We start from the raw sequence: 19,513 nt of genomic DNA, 5'->3' as shown, positions 1-19,513 counted from the left end.
GTGTCGGCGCGCTCGACAGCTGTCGGTTCTGTCGACTGCTTTCGGCTCAGTCGACCGCTGTCGGTGTCGGAACGGGATCAGACTGCTCCAGATGACGGTGATCGCGTGACTGCTCGCCGGGAGCCCCCTCGTCAGCCAGCGGACGGTCGATGGCGACGGGTGCCGCGTGTCGTCCGTGTGTCGTCCGAACACCGTTCGGGTCCTGCGGTGCGCTCGGCTGCTTCCCCTCCTGCGTCGGAGTCGAACTCGTCTGCGTCCACGCAACGGTCTGATTCGGCTTGGCCAGGAACAACGCGGCGACCACGGCGATGACGACGACGGCCGCCGGAAGGACGAGTGATTGCCCCATCGCTGCCGAGAACGGCAGCTTGAGAAACTCGGGCAGAATCCCGCTCTGCGCGGACGCTCCCGTAGCGCCACCCGCGCTTCCGGCGTGCGACGGAAAGTTCGCCGTGATGCGCGCCTCGATCAGCGCCGCGATACCCGCGGAGCCGAGCACAGCACCGATCTGGCGGGTCGTGTTGTAGACACCCGACCCCGCCCCGGCCATCCGCGGCGGAAGGTTTCGCGTTGCCGAGACCGAGAGCGGCCCCCACATGCACGCGTTGGCAAGGCCGAGCATCGCGCTTGGAAGGAGAATGAGCTGCCAATCGCTGTTGCCGGCGACGAGCTTGCCGAACCAGAACAGCCCCGCGGAGAAACACGCGAGACCGAATGCGGCAATCCACCGGGGATTGATTCGGTGCATGTTCCGACCGACGACCGGCGCGAGCCCTGCGGAGAGGACAGCCATGGGGATGAGCAGCAGCGCGGCCTGCGTCGGCGAGAACGCCTTGACGTCTTGCGCCCACAGCATGAGCGGGAGCGCGAAGGACGCGATGGCGACACCGACGGCCGTGATCGCGAGATTGGCGAGGGTGAAGTTGCGGTCACGGAAGAGACCCAGTGGCAAGAGCGGTTCGCCGCGCTTCTGCACCCCTTGCCAGACCACGAACGCCGCGAGCACGACGAGCCCGGTGACGATCAGCGACCACACCGTGATCGGGCCCGCGATCGTGCCCCAGCTGTACGTCTCGCCTTCCTGAATGCCGAAGACGAGCAGGAACATGCCAACCGAGGACAGCAGAATGCCGAGCACATCGAAGCGGTGCGGGTGCGTTTCGAAGCGAGGCACGAGACGCTGGGCGAGCACGAAGCCGACGACGCCGACGGGGACGTTGACGAAGAAGATCCACTGCCAGCCGAGCCCGTCGACGAGCAGACCGCCGGCGATCGGCCCGACGAGCGATGCAACCCCGGCCGTCGCCCCCCACAGTCCCATCGCGGAGCCACGCTGGTGCGGCGGGAACATGCGTGTGATGACCGACATCGTCTGCGGAGTCATCAGCGCAGCCCCGAGGCCTTGCACGACCCTGGCGACGATCAGCATGGAGATCGAGGTCGAGAGTCCGCACCAGAGACTCGAGAGCGTGAAGACGACGAGACCGATCTGGTACAGCACTTTGGGTCCGAAGCGGTCGCCGAGCCGGCCCGTGATGAGCAGTGGAACCGCATAGGACAAGAGGTATGCGCTCGTCACCCAGATCACCGCGTTGATATCGGCGTGCAGCTTCTCGGCGATGGTCGGCGTGGCGACGGACACGATCGTCGAGTCGACCAGAATCATGAAGAAGCCCACGACAAGCGCCCAGAGCGCGGGCCACGGCCGACGCTCCTGGTGGCTGGCCTGCGCAGGCGCAATCGTTGTTGACATCGTTCAGTTCCTCCGGGATCGTGCGCTCAGCATGGCATGAGCGAGCGACATCCGGAGCCCGGGACGCCCCTAGACTGGAGCCGTCCCGACCCGTCCACCGTGCTGGAGTGAACACGTGCCAACGATCGTCGTCGAGGTCATGCCGAAGGCTGAGATCCTCGACCCCCAGGGCAAGGCAGTCGGCGGGGCGCTCGTCCGGCTCGGCAATGCCGACCTCGCGAACGTCCGCATCGGTAAGCGGTTCGAGATCAGCGTCGATGGAGCGGTCGACGAGGCCCGCCTCGACGCGGTGCGCGCGATCGCCGCGGATGTCTTCTCGAACGCCGTGATCGAGGACGTGGTCTCGGTCACCGTCGAAGGGCAGTGACCGCGGTGCGGATCGGCGTCATCACCTTTCCGGGGTCGCTGGACGACCGGGACGCTGCGCGCGCGGTGCGCCTCGCCGGCGCGGAAGCCGTCGCGCTCTGGCATGGTGACCACGACCTCCAGGGCGTCGATGCCGTCATCCTGCCGGGCGGGTTCTCGTACGGCGACTACCTCCGTGCCGGAGCGATCGCGGCGAAGGCGCCGATCATGGCGGAGGTCATCGACGCGGCGGCCAAGGGCGTGCCCGTGCTTGGCATCTGCAATGGGTTCCAGATGCTCGCGGAGGCGCACCTCGTGCCTGGCGCGCTCACCCGCAACGCCCACCAGCAGTTCATCCGGCGTGACCAGCGCCTCCGCGTCGAGAACGCCGCCTCCGACTGGACGACAGGATTCGCTCCCGAGCAGGAGATCGTGATCCCGCTCAAGAACGCGGACGGCCGATTCGTCGCCGGCGCGGACACGATCAAGCGGATCGAAGACAACGGGCAGGTGGCCTTCCGGTACGTCGGCGTGAACCCGAACGGGTCCATCGATGACATCGCCGGGGTGATCAACGAGCGCGGAAACGTGCTCGGCCTCATGCCCCACCCGGAGCATGCGACAGAGCCCGGCTTCGGGCCGGACACCGACGCTGCGATGGCGTCGGGAACAGACGGCCTCACCTTCTTCACATCCGTCGTCGAGCACGCGCTCGCCCGATGACGGCCACCGACCACGGGAGCACTCCGCACGTGACGCCAGCGCAGAACACCACAGCGCAGCCCGACTCGCCGCACGATCAAGCGACCGGCTCCGTCCCCCACCCGGACACCGTCCAGGACGCCGCCGCGACGCCCGACAAGGAGCAGCCGTACGAGGCCCTCGGGCTCAAGCCCGACGAGTACGCCCGCATCAAGGCGATCCTCGGCCGCCGCCCCACCTCGGGCGAGCTGGCGATGTATTCCGTCATGTGGTCGGAGCACTGCTCGTACAAGTCGAGCAAGAACTATCTCCGGAGTTTCGGCAGGAAAGTCACCCCGGAGATGACGAAGAACCTGCTGGTCGGCATGGGTGAGAACGCCGGCGTCGTGGACGTCGGCGACGGCTGGGCGGTCACGTTCAAGGTCGAGTCGCATAACCATCCCTCGTTCGTCGAGCCATATCAGGGTGCTGCAACCGGTGTCGGCGGCATCGTTCGCGACATCATCTCGATGGGCGCACGGCCGGTGGCGGTGATGGATCAGCTCCGGTTCGGCGCGATCGATCACGAGGACACGGCGCGCGTCGTCCACGGCGTCGTCGGCGGGATCTCGTTCTACGGCAACTGTCTCGGACTGCCGAACATCGGCGGCGAGACCTACTTCGACCCGGTGTACCAGGGCAATCCGCTCGTCAACGCGCTCGCTGTCGGCGTCCTCCGCCATGAGGACCTGCACACGGCGAATGCGTCCGGCGCCGGCAACAAGATCGTGCTGTTCGGCGCGCGGACCGGCGGCGACGGCATCGGAGGCGCCTCGATCCTCGCGTCCGACACGTTCACGGCGGGCGGCCCGACGAAGCGGCCCGCGGTGCAGGTCGGCGACCCGTTTGCCGAGAAGGTGCTCATCGAGTGCTGCCTCGAGCTCTTCCACCAGAACCTCGTGGAAGGCATCCAGGACCTCGGCGCCGCAGGGATCTCCTGCGCGACGAGCGAACTCGCGTCCAACGGCGATGGCGGCATGCACATCTCGCTCGACAACGTGCTCCTGCGCGACCCGACCCTGACCGCCGAAGAGATCCTGATGTCGGAGAGCCAGGAGCGCATGATGGCGGTCGTGGAGCCCGGGAAACTCGACGCGTTCCTCGCCGTCACCGGCAAGTGGGACGTCGAGACCAGCGTGCTCGGCGAGGTCACGGAGGACGGACGCCTCGTGATCGACTGGCACGGGCAGGAGATCGTCAACGTCGACCCGCGAACCGTCGCGATCGACGGCCCCGTGTACGACCGCCCGGTGCGGTACCCGGACTGGCTCGACGCTGTGCAGTCCGATTCCGCCGCGGCGCTCGATCGCCCCGATGACGGCGCCGGTCTGCGCGCCCAGTTGCTCCAGTTGCTCGGGTCGCCGAACCTCGCCGACAAGCGTTGGGTCACGAATCAGTACGACACGTATGTCCTCGGGAACACTGCGCTCTCCTTCCCGGACGACGGCGGCATGATCCGCGTCGACGAGACCACAGGCCTCGGGGTCGCGATCGCGACCGATGCGAACGGGCGGTACTGCTACCTCGACCCGCGCGCCGGCGCACGCCTCGCCCTGGCGGAGGCATACCGGAACGTGGCGGTGACGGGTGCCGTTCCCGCGGCCGTCACGGACTGCCTCAACTTCGGTTCCCCCGAAGACCCAGAGGTGATGTGGCAGTTCGCCGAGGCGGTCGACGGTCTCGGCGACGCCTGCATGGAACTGGGTGTGCCCGTCACCGGCGGCAACGTCTCCTTCTACAATCAGACCGGATCCACACCGATCCATCCGACTCCGGTCGTCGGCGTGCTCGGCATCATCGACGATGTCGCCAAGCGCATCCCGTCGGGGTGGCAGGACGACGGCCAGAACATCTACCTACTTGGCACGACCTCGCTCGAACTCGATGGCTCTGCGTGGGCCGGTACGGTGCACGGGCATCTCGGCGGCCGGCCGCCGGCGCTCGATCTCGGCCGAGAGCGCGCCCTCGCGGACCTGCTGCACGGCGCTGCCGATGAGCAGTTGCTCACGTCGGCGCACGACCTCGCGGATGGCGGCCTCGGCCAAGCGCTCGCAGAGGGCGTCCTCCGCTTCGGAGTGGGGGCACGCATCGTCCTCGACGGCGTCGAGGAGCGCGACGGCATCGACGCCGCGACCGCTCTGTTCTCGGAGTCGACGGGTCGGGTCATCGTGACGGTGCGCCGTGAAGACGATGTCCGATTCCAGGGCATGTGCGAGGCGCGCGGCTATCCGGTCCTCCGCATCGGTGTCACCGACCGGACATCCGGGTCCCTCGCCGTGCAGGACCAGTTCGAGGTGTCCGTCGACGAGTTGCGCCAGGTCTGGGGCGCCACACTCCCAGAGCACTTCGGGCACATCGTCGAGGAGACGATGACCGAGGGCGTTCTCGGCGGTGGGCTGCTGGCCGACTGATGCCGATCGTCACCCTGCCGTTCCAAGAGCTCGTCGATCGCTTCGGTCCGGTCCCGGATGGAATCGAACTCGCCGTCTGGGACCTCGAAGCACCGTTCCCTGAGCCCGAGGCGCCGGCCGTGGTGCTCACCCCGTTCTACTTCGCGGGCGGCCACCGGTGGGCCTACCTGGAGTCGCTGCCGAACCTGCGCCTGCTGCAGCTTCCGAGCGCCGGGTACGAGTATGCGCTCGGGCGCGCCCCGGCACATGCCGCACTCGCGAACGGCCGAGGGATCCACGACGACGAGACCGCCGAGTTGGCCGTCGGACTCACCCTGACCGCTCTGCGCGACATCGACGGCTTCCAGCGGGATCGCACCGCTGGGCGTTGGGCCCCCCGGCAGACACGCGCCCTCGCGGATCGGCGCGTGCTCATCGTGGGATACGGGGCGATCGGGACAGCGATCGCGACCCGGTTCGAGGCCTTCCGCACGGCTGTCACGGTGGTCGCCCGCTCCGCTCGTGTGCAGGACGGACGGCAGGTGCACGGCTTCGACGAGCTGCACGACCTCGCCCGGGCCGCCGACGTCATGGTTCTCATCACGCCGCTGACACCGGAGACCGATCGGCTCGTCGATGCTGGCCTGCTCGCCGCGTTGCCAGACGGCGCCCTTGTCGTGAACGTCGCTCGCGGTCGCGTCATCGACACGGAGGCACTGGTCGCGGAACTCACGTCGGGCCGGATCGGCGCGGCCCTCGACGTCACCGACCCGGAGCCGCTCCCGGCCGGCCACCCGCTCTGGAGCACACCGAACACCGTGCTGACCCCGCATGTCGGCGGCTTCACCGATCTCACGGTTCCGCGCACCCTCGACCTCATGCGCGCACAGGTGCGAGCGCTTGCGCAGGGCGAGCCCTTCGAGAACGTCGTCGTCGAGCCGACGGTTTCAGCGTCCGACCGGTAGGACGCAGGTCGGGCTGCCGACGGGGATCCTCGCGATCGGCTGGCCTGGAATCCCGTCAGCGTCGAGCGGGAGCACCGTGATCGCATCGGATCGCTCATTCGCAACCAGGAGGAATCCGTCGACGCGTGCGAAATGACGCGGCCACGCGCCTCCAGTCGGCACGGACGCGAGCCTGCGCAGGCCGCCGTTCGCGGTGTCGAAGACGGCGATGGTGTCGGGACCCCGGACCGCGGCGTACAGGCGCCCGGACTCGTCCACGTCGATGTGGCTGAGGAGCGCCTCCGCGCTCGGACCCTCGACCGCAGATGCGGAGCGCCGCTCGACGAGACGCCCATGCTCGTCGCGCTCGAGCCGATGCACGCGGCCGTCGAGCTCGCCCGTCACGAAGAGCGAACCGTCGTGCCAGACCATGTGGCGCGGCCCCGTTCCTGGCGCGAGCGGATGCACGTGCAGTGGGGCGATCGACCCATCGGACTCGATGCGCAACTCGTGCAGCGCATCGCCCCCAAGATCGGCGACGAGGACGGTTCCGCGGTCGGTCTCGAGCGTCTGATGCGCGTGCGGCCCCTCCTGCCGATCGCTCACCGGACCGGTCGCCGGTGGCAATGGATGCAGACGGATCAGATCGGCCTGGAGGCGCGTCACCGTCTCCGCCCCGTGCGGCTCGTCTGCCGCAGCGGTCAGGAGAGCCGCGCGAACGCGGTCACCGTCCGAGATCGCGCCGGCCGCCGAGAGCAGCGCCACCGACCCGCTGACGTAGTTCGCGACGAGGACGGATCCGTCGCTGCGCACAGCGAGGTGGCACGGGGAGTCCCCGCCGCTCGTGATGTCCCAGAGATGTTCGAGGTGGGCGCCATCGAATCGGAACGCGTGCACGCTGCCGGCGGACGCTTCGGACACGGCGTAGAGCCGGTCGCCGTCGAGGGCGAGGAACGATGGGTCATCGATCACGGCAGCCGTGGTGACCGTGTATGCATCTTCGCCGTGCCCAGCGTCCGCGTCGGCATCGTGCGGCACGCTCCGCACGAGCGAGATGCCCGCGGCGTGCCCCCCGCTGCTCGCCGTGTAGGAGCCGACGAGCATGGTGAGCGGCGCCGCAGACATCATTCGTCTCCGGTCGCGATCCGCTCGTGGTGGTGGATGACCTCGGCGATGATGAAGTTCAGGAACTTCTCCGCGAACGCTGGGTCAAGGTGCGATTCCGCCGCCAACGATCGGAGTCGCGCGACCTGGATGTGCTCGCGGTCGGGGTCGGCGGGCGGCATCCCCGCGGCTGCTTTGAGGTAGCCCACCCGCTGCGTGTACTTGAACCGCTCGGCGAGCATGTGCACGACGGCCGCGTCGATGTTGTCGATGCTCTGGCGAATGCTCGCAAGTTCTGCCAGGGCGGAGGCATCGTACGGCGGATGCGCGGTCGTGCCGGCGCTGGAATCTGGGGCGCCGTCCGGCGGCAGCGGCTGGTCGGCGGTCATGCGGGAAGCCTAGCGAGCCTCCATCCGAGGGGCGTGCGTGTTACTCCCCGACGCCCCTCGGACAGGTGCCGGCGATCAGAGTGCGTTCGCGAACTGGCTCGGAAGTCGGTCCAGGGCCCAGATCGTCGCCGCGGGCGTTCCGATCGAGAAGGCGTCGGCGAGCCGCGCGTCGTCGACGACGAGCGCATGCCCCTCCGCCACGGACGGCACTCGCTGGAACAACGGATCCGCCTCAGCCTTCGCTGCCGATGTGAAGATCGGCAGGATAACAGTGAGATCCGCGCTCAGCAGGCCCAGATTCTCCTCGGACAGCGCCACGGAGAACCCGTTCCCCGCGGCCTGGTCGACGGCCCGTGGCTGTGTGAACCCGAGGCGCTTCATAAACGACACCCGTGCGTCGCCGGTGGCATACGCACCGAACCCTTGCGAGCTGTAGGAGCCGATGACCGCCGAAGTATCGGCGAACTCCGGGTGGGCGGCGCGGGCGGCGTCGAAGGCTGAGGACACCGAGGCGAGCAGTGCCGCTCCGCGTTGCTCGCGTCCGAGGGCCTTCGCGATCATCGTGACCTGCTGCTCGCTCGTCGTCCGGTAGTTCGCCCCCTTCGGCGGGATCGCAACCGTCGGCGCGATGGCGGAGAGCTTCTGGTATCGGCCGGCGTCACCTGAGGACCGGACGTCGAGGATCACATCGGGCCGGAGTCGCACGATCTGCTCGTAGTTCGGCTCAAGCGTGCCGACAATCGTCGGGCGGGTTCGATATGCGTCCTTCAGCCACGGTCCTACCCCGTCACCGCCGAAGCCGAGCCAGTCGCTCGCTCCAATGGGCTGGACGCCGAGTTCGAGCGCGACCTCCGCATCGCCCCACCCGAGCGCGACCACGCGTTCTGGTTTGGACGGGATCGTGGTCGTCCCGAATGCGGTCGTGATCGATGTCGGGAAGCCGGCCGAGGGCGCAGCGTCGGTGGTTCTGTTCGCTGATGAGGAGGACGGTGCGCAGCCCGCGAGGGCCACGGCGGCGGCGAGCGCGACGCTGACCCCTGCCAAGAGACGACGAAGAGGGAATCGGATCATGTAGGTAAGGCTAACCTAACTCTGAACGCACGGCGCCCCGATGGCGCGTCCCTCTGGCTGTCGCTGCCCGCGGATAGGGTCGGTGTGTGCCGAACACGATCGCTCCCGCTCGCACGCGCCTCGCGGTGCTCGGATCCCCCATCGCACACTCGCTGTCCCCGACGATGCATCGCGCCGCGTACGAGGTTCTCGGCCTCCCGTTCGTCTACGAGCGTCACGAAATCACCGAGCGCACGCTTCCCGAGTTCCTCGAACACCTCGGCCCGGATTGGCGTGGACTCAGCCTCACGATGCCGCTGAAGCGAGCGGTCATCCCCCTCCTCGACCGGTCCACCTCGCTCGTCGACGAGCTCGGCGTGGCGAACACGCTCGTCTTCGTCGACGACGCCGCGGGGCCCGTGCGGTACGGCGTGAACACCGATGTCGACGGCCTCGTCCGTCCGGTCGAGGCGCTTGGGCACGTGCCGGGTGCGGCGACGATCATCGGAGGGGGTGCGACCGCAACGAGCGCGCTCGTCGCGAGTCACCGCCTCGGCGCCGAGCTTGTGCGCGTCTACCTTCGTGACCCGCGTCGCGCGTCCGAGCTCATCGAGCTCGCCGTTCGGCTCGGTGTGTCCCTCGACGTGCAGTCCCTGTCGGCCCTCGACGATGCCGGTCCGCTCGGCTTTGTGATCTCGACCCTGCCGGGAGGAGCGGCGGACGGCCTGCCGCTGCATCCATCCGGGCCCGACGCGGTCCTGTTCGACGTTGCCTACGACCCCTGGCCCACCGCGATCGCACGCTCGTGGGGACAGGCAGGTGGTCGGGTCCTCAACGGACTCGACATGCTCACGGAGCAGGCGATCGGGCAGATTCGGGTGTTCGTCGGCGGCGACGTCGAGAGCCCACTCCCCGACGAATCCGCAGTCCGCCGCGCGATGCGGGTGAGCGTGGGACTTCCCGAGCGCATCGGCGCACCCGAGACGGCAGACTGAACGCATGTGCGGTCGCTTCGTTGTGTCGGATCGAACCGCCGACCTGCTCCCGGAGTTGGTCGGCGAGCTCGCGGATCGTACGGAGCACGTCGATGCGGACACGGGCGAGATCGTCACGGGTCTCGTCCCGAACTACAACGTCGCGCCGTCCACGCCGATCCAGACGGTGCGTGAATTCCGGGGCGAGCGTGCGCTGACCGACATCCAGTGGGGGTTTGTCCCCTCCTGGGCGAAGGACTTCCGGCGGCAGCGGCCGCAGCCGATCAACGCACGGATGGAGACGGTCGCCACGTCGGGCATGTTCCGCAGAGCCTTCCAGAGCAACCGATGCATCGTGCCGGCGCAGGGCTACTACGAGTGGGTGGTCCGCGAGGACGGCAAGGAGCCGCACTACATCTTCCGCCCGAGCGGCGCGATCGCCATGGCCGCGGTCGTCAGCGCGTGGCCCGATCCGACGAAGGACCGGGCGGATCCTGAGCGGTGGCGCCTGTCGCTCGCGATCGTGACCCGCGACGCGCACGTGGCACCGGGCGAGGTGCACGATCGGATGCCTGCGTTCCTGACGCCGGCTTCGTACGATGCGTGGCTCGATTGTTCGGAGGCCGGCCCATCCTCCGATGAGCTCCTCGCCATGCTGGACAGCGAGTCGCGCTCCGTGGCGGGCGAACTGGACCAGTACGAGGTCTCGCGCGCCGTCAACAATGCCAAAAGCACCGGCCCGATGTTGATCGAGCCGGTGCAGGAGGGCTAGCGAGGCGAGCGGGCGACGCCGGGAGCGGCGACCCGAACGCGACGCTCAGTCGATGGGGTGAATGACGTTCGGCAGCATCACGTGCAAGCGCGACGCCAACTGTGCCTGCGCCTCCTCCAGGGAGGCGAAGTCGCCGACGTAGGACCCGAAGGTATCGGACACGAAGTAGTGCCGGCCCTGCTTGTCCACGGTGCCGCCGAAGTAGCCGCCGTAGTTCGCTGCCCACAGGCCCTCGTCGGTCTCGGTCCAACTGATCACGGCGCGCGTCGGGGGAACGGTGACCGACACCTCGGCCTCGATCGCTGCGATCGTCTCGATGGTCTCCGTGTCGAGGGTGACCTCGGGGCGGGGTGCAATGGTGCTCATGGCTGCGCTCCTTCTCCGTTCGGGGTACGACGTTGTGTACCTCTTACGGTACGGAGGCGCGACGCCCGTTGCTAGAGGATCCGCGCGTTCTCAAGGTTCTTCAAGCGCTATCCATTGATTTCTTGGCGGATTCTCGCCGGTCGACGGCGGCGCCTCCGGGGTACAGGGGTACAAGCCGGGCTTCGCTTGGCGGCTATCCGAGGAGGTCGTGACGCACGACCGCTGCATCGCGGCCGGGTCCGACGCCGATCACCGAGATCCGCGAGCCGGACATCGCCTCGAGCGCGAGGACATAGTCCTGCGCGTTCTTCGGCAGGTCCTCGAACCGGCGAACGCCCGTGATGTCCTCGCTCCACCCAGGGAACCGCTCGTAGATCGGCTTCGCGTGGTGGAAGTCGGTCTGCGACACCGGGACCTCGTCGACGCGAACGCCGTCGACCTCGTAGGCGACGCACACCGGAATCTCGTCGAGCCCGGTGAGCACGTCGAGCTTCGTGAGGACGAAGTCGGTGACGCCGTTGATGCGCGCCGAGTATCGCGCGATCGGCGCGTCGTACCAGCCGCACCGGCGCGGGCGCCCCGTGGTCGTGCCGAACTCGAAGCCGTTCGCACGCAGGAAGTCCCCAGAGGCATCGAACAGCTCGGTCGGGAACGGCCCGGCCCCCACACGAGTCGTGTACGCCTTCACGATGCCGATGACGCGGTCGATGCGGCCCGGACCGATCCCGGAGCCGGTGGACGCGCCTCCGGCAGTGGCATTCGAGGACGTGACGAACGGATACGTGCCGTGATCGACGTCGAGCATCGTCGCCTGGCCGCCTTCGAACAAGACCGTCTTGCCGCCTTCGAGGGCATGGTGGATCTCGAGCGCGGTGTCGGCGACCATGGGACGGAGCCGGTCGGCGTAGGCAAGCAGGGAGTCGACGATCTCGTCCACGGAGATCGCACGTCGGTTGTAGATCTTGACGAGCAGGTGGTTCTTCTGGTCGAGCGCGGCCTCGACCTTCTGCCGCAGGATGTTCTCGTCGAAGATGTCCTGGATCCGGATGCCGACGCGATTGATCTTGTCCGCGTAGGTCGGACCGATGCCGCGACCGGTCGTCCCGATCTGCCGCTTGCCGAGGAATCGTTCAGTGACCCGGTCGATGGTCCGGTGGTAGTGCGTGATGACGTGCGCGTTGGCGGACACGCGCAAGCGGGAGACGTCGACGCCGCGGGCGCTCAGCGCCTCCAGCTCCTGGAACAGCACCTCGATGTCGACGACGACGCCGTTGCCGATGATCGGCGTGACGCCCGGCGTCAGGATGCCGGACGGGAGCAGGTGGAGCGCGTACTTCTCATCGCCGACCACCACGGTGTGTCCGGCGTTGTTGCCCCCGTTGAACTTCACGACGAAGTCGATCCGGCTGCCGAGCAGGTCGGTGGCCTTGCCCTTTCCTTCGTCGCCCCACTGGGCTCCGACGATGACGACTGCGGGCATGGTGGTTCTCCTCACCTTGGCGGAGGACCGCACACGACCGGGCCGGCCGGTGGTCCACCCGAGTCTATCGACTCGCCAAGGAGGGGCGGTGTCGGGAGGTCAGGCGGCGAAGAAGTCCGCGTAGCTCGGTTCGGTGCTCGGGGCCGGGTCGTAGCTGCGCACGCGCGCCTCGACCATCGCCTGCAGGGCAGCGGGTGGCGTGAGGCCGTGGCGGCGCCATTCCATCGGGTTCTGACGGAGGAGAGCGAGATTCTTCCGATCGTGCATGACCTCATGATCGCACGATCGCTAGTTTGGCTAAATACTTATCCTTCTAGCGCAACCAAGATTATTCGGGCAACGACGCATGCTCCCGGACCCAGGCGTGCATGACGATCGCTGCGGCGGCTGAGGCGTTGATGCTCCGCGTCGAACCGAACTGCGCGATCGCCAGATGCGTATCGGCGGCCGCGAGGGCAGCGTCGGACAGACCGGGCCCCTCCTGACCGAAGAGAAACACGCAGCGTTCCGGTACCGTCACGCGCTCAACGAATTGCGCACCGGGCAGGTTGTCGATCGCAATGATCGGACGCGCGTCCTCGCGCATGGCAGCGACGAATGTGTCGATGTCCGCGTGGTACCGCACGTGTTGATAGCGATCGGTCACCATGGCGCCCCGCTTGTTCCACCGGCGTCGACCGACGATGTGCACGGTTCCCGCCAGGAACGCGTTCGCGGTCCGAACGATCGATCCGATGTTCAGGTCATGCTGCCAGTTCTCGATCGCCACGTCGAAGCGGTGCCGACGCGTATCCAGGTCCGCCACGATGGCCTCCATCGTCCAGTACCGGTAGGCGTCGACAACGTTCCGGCTGTCGCCATGCTCGAGGAGATCGGGGTCCCACTGCGGACCGACGGGCCACGGCCGCGGATGCGGTCCGACGCCGTGGGTCGTCTGCTCTGGGGACGGCGGCGGCATGGTTGCGACTCGCTGCGGGTCGGACGGGAGGCGGTCGGTCACCCTCCGAGCGTACGGCGACGCCCGGCCGATATGGTGAGCGCATGGTGGCACGACGGGACGAGGTCGAATGCTGGCTCACGGACATGGACGGGGTTCTCGTCCATGAGAACACCGCGCTCAAAGGAGCGCCAGAGCTCATTCGACAGTGGCTCGACACCGGAACCCCGTTCCTGGTGCTGACCAACAACTCGATCTTCACGCCGAGAGATCTCAGCGCGCGACTGCGGTATTCGGGGCTCGACGTCCCGGAGGACCGCATCTGGACCTCCGCGCTCGCCACCGCCGACTTCTGCGCATCGCAGATGCCAGGTGGTTCCGCGTTCGTCATCGGTGAGGCCGGCATGACGACTGCGCTCCACGAGGCCGGGTTCATCATGACGGAGACCGACCCGGACTACGTCGTGGTCGGCGAGACCAGGAATTACTCGTTCGAAGCAATCACAAAGGCGATCCGTCTGATCCGTGACGGCGCGCGGTTCATTGTGACGAACCCGGACGCGACCGGACCGAGCACAGAAGGCATTCTGCCCGCCACCGGAGCCATCGCGGCGCTGATCGAGAAAGCGACCGGCAAACAACCCTACGTGGTCGGGAAACCGAATCCGATGATGTTCCGATCGGCCATGAACCGCATCGGGGCGCACTCGGAGAACACCGGCATGATCGGGGACCGAATGGACACCGACGTCCAGGCCGGAATCGAGGCGGGCCTGCACACGGTGCTCGTCATGACCGGCATCAGCGACATGACCGAGGTCGAACGCTATCCGTTCCGTCCGAGCGAGATCATCGAGGGTGTCCACGAGCTCGTCGCGAGCGGCCCGGTCGAGTCCGAGCTCTGATTCCAGACCCCGGCCGCCTTCGGGGTCGCTGATTGCGACGACGACGACGGCGACGGCGACGGCGACTGGTGGTTGCTGATGTCGCCGCCGATGATCCACCGCGTGAGGAGGAACACCGCGACGATCATGACGACGATGATGACGATCGCACCCCACACGAGCAGCTGCTTCCCGCGGCGGCCTTCGGACTGCAGGCGCGCGAACCCGTCGTTCATGAACTGCACCGGTCTCGGTGCGGCCTCGGGCGGGAGCGAGCCGGGGGCCCGGTCGACCACGGGCATCATTCGCGTCTGATTGTCGAACGGGTCCCGTTCCGGCGCGTCGACCGTGTGTAGAGCGCCGGTGCCGAACACTGCGCGGATGGCGCTCGTGTCGCTCGTCTCACGGCCATCCCACTCGGACTGGTCGATGTCGGCCGCGGAGGCTGTGTCGGAGTCCCCAGGGGCGGCCCACGACTGTGAAGCGCCCGGACGCGCTGACGGGGGGACGAACGGCGACGGCGCGGGAGTATCCAGTGGCGCGGTCCGCGACGGACGGCTCGCCGGTGGGATCGGCGCGGGCGGGTTGGGCGCGGGCGGAGCGCTGAGGCCGAGTATCTCGTCGATGCTCGGCGCGGATTCCTCTGGGCGAGGAGGAGCAGACGTCGACGGCGGGAGCGTGAACGCCTGGGTTCGTACGTCCTCCGGCGCCTCGCCGAACGTCGGAGCGCGCTCTGGGACAGCCGGCGATGCCTCGGGAGGCACTGGCGCGGCCTCGGCGACCACCGGCACTTCCTCGGAAGGCACTCGCGCGGCCTTCGCGGCCACCGACGCTTCCTCGGCAGGGAGGTGGGCCTCCGCCTCGGGCGCGGGAGCGCCAAGCGGCGGGAGCTGTGGCGGGACCCGATGTCGCACGGGCGGCGGAACGGGTTGTCGGAGGAGATCGGTGAAGCTCGGCGGTTCGTCGACCGCGGATCGGTCGGCGATCGTCGGCGGCACCGGCAGCATCGGACCGGTCACGACCGGAATGTCATCGGTCGGCGCGTCGTGTATCGCCGCGTGCGCCCCATCGGGAGGGCTCGGCTGTGCTGCCGGCGGAAGCACCTCCGGAGCAGCTGGCGTCTGCTCCGCGTCGGCGCGAGCTCGACCGAGCCAGTCGACGTCCGTGCGCCCGTCGCCGTTCGGATCCGCCGCCCGTCGGACAGCGTCCACCTGCTGCGAGAGCGAACGCCGCTCGTCGCGATGCGCTCTCGCAGTGGGCAGCTCGATCGCCAGCGGATGCGCGCTCCGCGGCTCGGGCGGCGTCGCAGCGGGTTCAGGAATGACGAGCGGAGGGCGTGAAGCAGACGAGACAGGTGGCACCGGCGCAGCAGGTGGAGCGGGCACCGAGGGAGGCTCAGGCGCAACAGGCGGCCCGGGCGCAACAGGCGGCTCGGGCGCTGCGGGCGGCGTCGGCTCCTCCCTCGGAACGCCATCTGCATTCCGGAAGCGCTCGGCCGCGCGCCGCTCCCGGCGGGTGGCCCACTGTTCCCTGGTCGGTGCCTCGCCGAAGATGGACGAGGCGGACGGCAGCACCGGGAACGCGGCGGTCCGGTCGTCGTCAGGAGCCCCGTCTCGTTCGCCGCCGGTCCCGCGATGCTCGTCCGAGCCCTGGCCAGCGCGCTCGTCTGGTCCCGTCACGGGGCCAGCCCCAGGTCAGCGAGTCCGATCGCGGCGAAGTACGGGTATCCGGCTGCTTCGATCGTCTCCCGCGCGCCCGTCGCGCGGTCGACGACAACGGCGACCGCTGCGATGATCGCGCCCTCACGCTCGAGTGCGGCTGCCGCTTTCAGCGGTGAGCCCCCCGTCGTCGACGTGTCCTCGAGCACGACAACGCGCCGACCCGCGACATCCGGTCCTTCGACCTGCCGTCCGCGACCGTGGTCTTTGGGCTCTTTCCGAACGACGAAGGCGTCGTACGTGAGCCCACGCGCCGCGGCTTGATGCAGCACGGCCGTGGCGATCGGATCGGCACCCATGGTCAATCCGCCGACGGCGGCGACGTCGGGGATCGGCGCGATCAGATCGGTCATCACCTGACCGATGAGCGGCGCCACACGGTGATCCAGGCTGACCTTGCGAAGATCGATGTAGTACGACGCCTTCTTGCCGCTGGTGAGCGTGAAGTCGCCGTGGAACACCGCTTCAGCGGTGATGTGGTCGATCAGCTTCGCGCGTGCGTCATTCACAACGACCCAGGGTATCGCGGCGTCCCTGCGCACGACAGTCAGCCCGGAACCGGGACAGGTACGCTCCCCTCCATGAGTGATCTCCGGCGGATGGATCCTGCCGGACCACGGCAGGCCGATGACCGTCGCCGCGGAGCGCTCGCCGCCGAGGTGCTCGGTGCTGCGACGGCTGTCGCGCTCACCATCGCGGCCCTCTGGCACGTTCTCGTCACTCCTCGTGTTGCACTGCTCTGGTACAACGCGGACTCGGTGCTCCTCCCGCTCATCCGACGAGCGATGCAAGCAGGTCTGCCGATCGAGTGGGCCATGTCGCCGACGCTCTTCGTGATCCCGGAGATCCCGGTCTACCTCGCCTGCGCGGCGGTGACGGCGACCCCGCAGCAAGCATTGGCATTGAACGGCTTCCTCATTCTGCTGGCCGTGTATCCGCTCCTTCGTGCGGTCGCCGCGCAGCTCATGCCCGCGGCACGACAGCGCGACCGGATCGCCGTCGCCGCCGCCGCGCTGGCTCTGCTGACGCTCCTGGTGTTCCTCGAGTCCGACAGCTCGCCGACGAATCTGGAGTTGGCCTCCCTGCTGTTGACGACGACGTATTACTACGGCGCGCTGCTCGCCACGCTGGGCAGCGTCGCGCTCGTCCTGAGGATCCTGCGCTCGACCCTCCTCGTGCCGGAGCGCGTCCCGCTCCTGCCGATGATCGTCCTCGCGGTCGTTGCCGCGGCAGTCACGCTGTCCAATCCGCTGTACGTGCCATGGTCCGCAGGCCCTGCGATCGTCACTATGTGGCTGCTGGTGGTTCTTCGCCGCGTTCCGATCCGTGCCGGCGTCCTGGTGACGGCCTCGGTCGGCATCGGCGCGTCGCTCGGCTATCTCGGGCGGATCCCGTTCGCCCGATTCGTCACCCTCACCCCCGGCTCGTACGTCAAGCCGGAGCGGGCCGCCGCGACGGTCGAGTTCTTCGCGCAAGTCACGGACAGCATGACCGGAACCCCCGCGAGCGCTGCTGAGCTGGTGCTCCTCTTCGCGGGCGTCCTCCTCGGCGTCGGCGGAATGGTCTGGTCGTGGCGCGTTCGCACCGCACTCCCGGTGCTCGTCGCGTCGAGCCTCTCCGTCGTCACCGTCGCCGCACTCTCGGTCGGTGTGATCGTCTCGGGCTCGAACACGCCTCGTTACCTGGAGCCGATCGTCGTGATGCTGCTCGTCGGCTTCATTGCCGTCGCCGAGCTCGTCCGGACGACGGTTCGCCCGACGCGGGTGGCGCGACGCTTCCGGCTCGGCCGAGTACTCACCACGGTCGGCGCGGTGATCGCCCTCGCGCTCGGGGCGACGCTCGCGCCGCCGGCCGTGGCCACGGTCCGCGCGGCCGCCTACGACCCGGCGCAGTGCCTCGACCGATGGGTGGGGTCGCGATCGGTGCAGGGGGTCGGGCAGTACTGGACGGTCAGGCCGCTCGCCGCGTACGGGGATCCGAGCGTCGACCTCCTGCAGGTTCGCTCGAACTTCCACGTCTACCCGTGGTTGAACGATCTCGGCGCCTATCGGTGGGCGCATCCGACGTACGTCGTCGTCGGTGCGGGCGATGTCTGGTCGGTGCCGGTCGAGGACCGCCTCGGGAAGCCGGCACGCGTGACGCACTGCACCGGGTACGACATCTGGGACTACGCCGGAACAGCCGGCGCGCACACGCTCGCCTCGGCGGTGCGCTCGTCCGGGATCGCCGAACTCAGGAGGCGCGGCTTTCCCCAGTGACATCCTGTCACGTTGGGCAGATATGCCGCATTCTGTAATATTTCCGGACACCCTGACTGAAGGACTGTCTCGTGCCCTCCTACCGCGTCCGCCTTGCACGCATCGGCTCCTCCGATCTCCCGCGCGGAGCGCGACATGCGCACCGGCAAAGCCGAGTGCTCCGAGCAGCCGCGCTGGTCGCCGCCGTGGTCGCCGCCATCGCCGCGCCCGAACCCGCGGTCGCCGCCGACCGGGCGTTCCCCTCGTGGGCCGACGTGCTTGCCGCGCGCGGCAACGAAGCTTCCACGCGTTCGACGATCGATCGCCTCCGCACGTCGCTTGCCGAACTGGAAGGCGCGGCGGCGGACGCACAGCGCGTCGCGCGCAGCGAGGGTGACGCCTATTTCGCAGCGCAGCGCGCCGCGGACCTCGCCGCGGACGAGGAGGCCCGTCTCCACCATGCCGCCGACGAGCAGAAGCTCCGCGCTGAAGCGCACGCGGCACTCGCCGGAGCACTCGCAGCACGGAGTGCCCAATCCGGCGCACGCGACCTCGCTGCCGCCGCGATCAGCACACCGACCGACACTGAGGGTCTGCTGTTCCAGCTCGGCACTGCCGCACAACTCGGCCGCCGGGCCGCTGATATCGAATCCGCTGCACGCTCGGCCGCTCGGTCCGCTGGTGCGCTGCAACGGCAGGCCGCACGGGCAACGCAGGCGCTCGCCGCGCAGCGCGCCGAGGCGCAGCGGCGAATGGAGCAAGCACAGGCTGCTTCCGACCGAGCGGCGAAGGCGCTCGCCGAGCAAGAGCAGCAGCAAGCGACACTGCAGGCCCAGCTCGCCACCTTGACATCGGGTCGCATCCGGACAGAAGCCGAATTCCGTGCGGGGGAAGCCGCGCGGGCGGCCGCAGCCGCTGCGGCGGCTGCAGCGAATCGTCCGAATCCAGGCGCGGGCGGCGGCGCTGGAAGCGGGGGTGACCCGGGCAGCGGCGCCGGAGGCGGCACCCCGTCCGGATGGGTCCGCCCGGCCGGCGGGAGCATCACCAGCCCCTACGGGTGGCGCGTCCACCCGATCACCGGCGTCGCGACGAAGCACGACGGGATCGACCTCGGGAGCGCCTGCCGCTCGGACATCGTCGCCGCCACCGGCGGGACCGTCGGGTACACGGGGTGGTTCGGCGGATACGGCAACTTCGTGCGCATTGACCATGCCGACGGAACCGCCACCGCCTACGGACACATCGTCGACGGGGGCATCCGCGTCCGCGTCGGCCAGCACGTCAATGCCGGTCAGGTCGTCGCGCTGGTCGGCTCGACAGGGAACTCGACCGGGTGCCACCTGCACTTCGAGACGCGTCGGGGCAGCACGACGGTGGATCCGGTCCCGTTCATGGCATCACACGGCGTGCACTTCTGAGGCCGCCCCAG

Annotated in this window: 19 protein-coding genes; 9 read left to right on the top strand and 10 right to left on the bottom strand. The window is 68.7% G+C overall.

Features of this window, described 5'->3' with window-relative positions:
- Nucleotides 1–46 precede the first annotated feature (46 nt).
- Entirely contained in the window at nucleotides 47–1,753 is a 1,707-nt protein-coding gene (locus CAM01S_RS12690; RefSeq protein WP_083528032.1) for a DHA2 family efflux MFS transporter permease subunit, read from the bottom strand.
- A gap of 115 nt (nucleotides 1,754–1,868) precedes the next feature.
- On the opposite strand from CAM01S_RS12690, the gene CAM01S_RS12685 reads away from it, so the two are divergent.
- From CAM01S_RS12685 to CAM01S_RS12670, 4 genes are read left to right on the top strand one after another with little or no spacing between them, the layout of a single operon-like run.
- Entirely contained in the window at nucleotides 1,869–2,120 is a 252-nt protein-coding gene (locus CAM01S_RS12685; protein WP_066522423.1) for a phosphoribosylformylglycinamidine synthase subunit PurS, read from the top strand.
- A 5-nt stretch (nucleotides 2,121–2,125) separates the two neighbouring features.
- Entirely contained in the window at nucleotides 2,126–2,821 is a 696-nt protein-coding gene (purQ, locus tag CAM01S_RS12680; RefSeq protein ID WP_066522636.1) for a phosphoribosylformylglycinamidine synthase subunit PurQ, read from the top strand.
- Nucleotides 2,818–5,250: a phosphoribosylformylglycinamidine synthase subunit PurL gene (gene purL / locus CAM01S_RS12675; RefSeq protein ID WP_083528031.1), complete on the top strand. Its 2,433-nt coding sequence runs from the start codon at nucleotides 2,818–2,820 to the stop codon at nucleotides 5,248–5,250. Before purQ ends, purL begins: the two co-directional genes overlap by 4 nt.
- Entirely contained in the window at nucleotides 5,250–6,194 is a 945-nt protein-coding gene (locus CAM01S_RS12670; RefSeq protein ID WP_066522420.1) for a 2-hydroxyacid dehydrogenase, read from the top strand. Before purL ends, CAM01S_RS12670 begins: the two co-directional genes overlap by 1 nt.
- Here the strand turns inward: CAM01S_RS12670 and CAM01S_RS12665 are convergent.
- From CAM01S_RS12665 to CAM01S_RS12655, 3 genes are all read right to left on the bottom strand, one after another.
- On the bottom strand, nucleotides 6,177–7,301 hold the full coding sequence (locus tag CAM01S_RS12665) for a lactonase family protein (protein ID WP_083528030.1): 1,125 nt from the start codon (nucleotides 7,299–7,301) through the stop codon (nucleotides 6,177–6,179). The genes CAM01S_RS12670 and CAM01S_RS12665 overlap by 18 nt on opposite strands.
- The gene (locus tag CAM01S_RS12660) at nucleotides 7,298–7,666 is read right to left on the bottom strand and encodes a chorismate mutase (RefSeq protein ID WP_083528029.1); all 369 of its coding nucleotides are present in this window, start codon (nucleotides 7,664–7,666) and stop codon (nucleotides 7,298–7,300) included. Before CAM01S_RS12660 ends, CAM01S_RS12665 begins: the two co-directional genes overlap by 4 nt.
- A gap of 75 nt (nucleotides 7,667–7,741) precedes the next feature.
- Nucleotides 7,742–8,737 carry an iron-siderophore ABC transporter substrate-binding protein gene (locus CAM01S_RS12655; RefSeq protein ID WP_066522412.1) on the bottom strand — a complete coding sequence of 332 codons (996 nt, stop codon included), beginning with the start codon at nucleotides 8,735–8,737 and terminating at the stop codon, nucleotides 7,742–7,744.
- 86 nt (nucleotides 8,738–8,823) lie between these two features.
- Between CAM01S_RS12655 and CAM01S_RS12650 the strand changes: the two genes are divergently transcribed.
- Complete coding sequence (locus CAM01S_RS12650) at nucleotides 8,824–9,711, top strand: shikimate dehydrogenase family protein (RefSeq protein WP_245631641.1); 888 nt, start codon at nucleotides 8,824–8,826, stop codon at nucleotides 9,709–9,711.
- A gap of 4 nt (nucleotides 9,712–9,715) precedes the next feature.
- On the top strand, nucleotides 9,716–10,462 hold the full coding sequence (locus tag CAM01S_RS12645; RefSeq protein WP_066522409.1) for an SOS response-associated peptidase: 747 nt from the start codon (nucleotides 9,716–9,718) through the stop codon (nucleotides 10,460–10,462).
- Nucleotides 10,463–10,507: 45 nt separating this feature from the next.
- Here CAM01S_RS12645 and CAM01S_RS12640 read toward each other — a convergent pair whose 3' ends face one another.
- The 4 genes from CAM01S_RS12640 to CAM01S_RS12630 form a co-directional block, all read right to left on the bottom strand.
- The gene (locus CAM01S_RS12640; RefSeq protein ID WP_066522405.1) at nucleotides 10,508–10,828 is read right to left on the bottom strand and encodes a hypothetical protein; all 321 of its coding nucleotides are present in this window, start codon (nucleotides 10,826–10,828) and stop codon (nucleotides 10,508–10,510) included.
- Nucleotides 10,829–11,021: 193 nt separating this feature from the next.
- Entirely contained in the window at nucleotides 11,022–12,308 is a 1,287-nt protein-coding gene (locus CAM01S_RS12635; RefSeq protein ID WP_066522398.1) for an adenylosuccinate synthase, read from the bottom strand.
- Between the two features lie 99 nt (nucleotides 12,309–12,407).
- Entirely contained in the window at nucleotides 12,408–12,575 is a 168-nt protein-coding gene (locus CAM01S_RS14735) for a hypothetical protein (RefSeq protein WP_157071566.1), read from the bottom strand.
- A gap of 61 nt (nucleotides 12,576–12,636) precedes the next feature.
- A complete protein-coding gene (locus tag CAM01S_RS12630; RefSeq protein ID WP_066522626.1) occupies nucleotides 12,637–13,266 on the bottom strand; it encodes a TrmH family RNA methyltransferase in 630 nt (209 codons plus the stop codon).
- An 83-nt stretch (nucleotides 13,267–13,349) separates the two neighbouring features.
- Here CAM01S_RS12630 and CAM01S_RS12625 point away from each other — a divergent pair, with 83 nt between their 5' ends.
- Complete coding sequence (locus CAM01S_RS12625) at nucleotides 13,350–14,150, top strand: HAD-IIA family hydrolase (RefSeq protein WP_373277707.1); 801 nt, start codon at nucleotides 13,350–13,352, stop codon at nucleotides 14,148–14,150.
- Here CAM01S_RS12625 and CAM01S_RS12620 read toward each other — a convergent pair.
- Nucleotides 14,072–15,514: a hypothetical protein gene (locus tag CAM01S_RS12620; protein WP_157071565.1), complete on the bottom strand. Its 1,443-nt coding sequence runs from the start codon at nucleotides 15,512–15,514 to the stop codon at nucleotides 14,072–14,074. The genes CAM01S_RS12625 and CAM01S_RS12620 overlap by 79 nt on opposite strands.
- 290 nt (nucleotides 15,515–15,804) lie before the next feature.
- Nucleotides 15,805–16,356 (bottom strand): orotate phosphoribosyltransferase, encoded by a 552-nt coding sequence (gene pyrE / locus CAM01S_RS12615; RefSeq protein WP_066522392.1) that lies wholly within the window; start codon nucleotides 16,354–16,356, stop codon nucleotides 15,805–15,807.
- 72 nt (nucleotides 16,357–16,428) lie between these two features.
- On the opposite strand from pyrE, the gene CAM01S_RS12610 reads away from it, so the two are divergent.
- Together CAM01S_RS12610 and CAM01S_RS12605 are read left to right on the top strand one after the other, a co-directional pair.
- Complete coding sequence (locus tag CAM01S_RS12610; protein ID WP_157071564.1) at nucleotides 16,429–18,105, top strand: hypothetical protein; 1,677 nt, start codon at nucleotides 16,429–16,431, stop codon at nucleotides 18,103–18,105.
- Between the two features lie 71 nt (nucleotides 18,106–18,176).
- Nucleotides 18,177–19,502 carry a M23 family metallopeptidase gene (locus CAM01S_RS12605; protein WP_157071563.1) on the top strand — a complete coding sequence of 442 codons (1,326 nt, stop codon included), beginning with the start codon at nucleotides 18,177–18,179 and terminating at the stop codon, nucleotides 19,500–19,502.
- Nucleotides 19,503–19,513: the final 11 nt, after the last annotated feature.

Source organism: Curtobacterium ammoniigenes NBRC 101786 (genome assembly GCF_001571045.1).
Lineage (GTDB): Bacteria > Actinomycetota > Actinomycetes > Actinomycetales > Microbacteriaceae > Curtobacterium > Curtobacterium ammoniigenes.
Note: the sequence above shows the minus strand (reverse complement) of the source record. Positions and strands in the feature narration are given on the sequence as shown.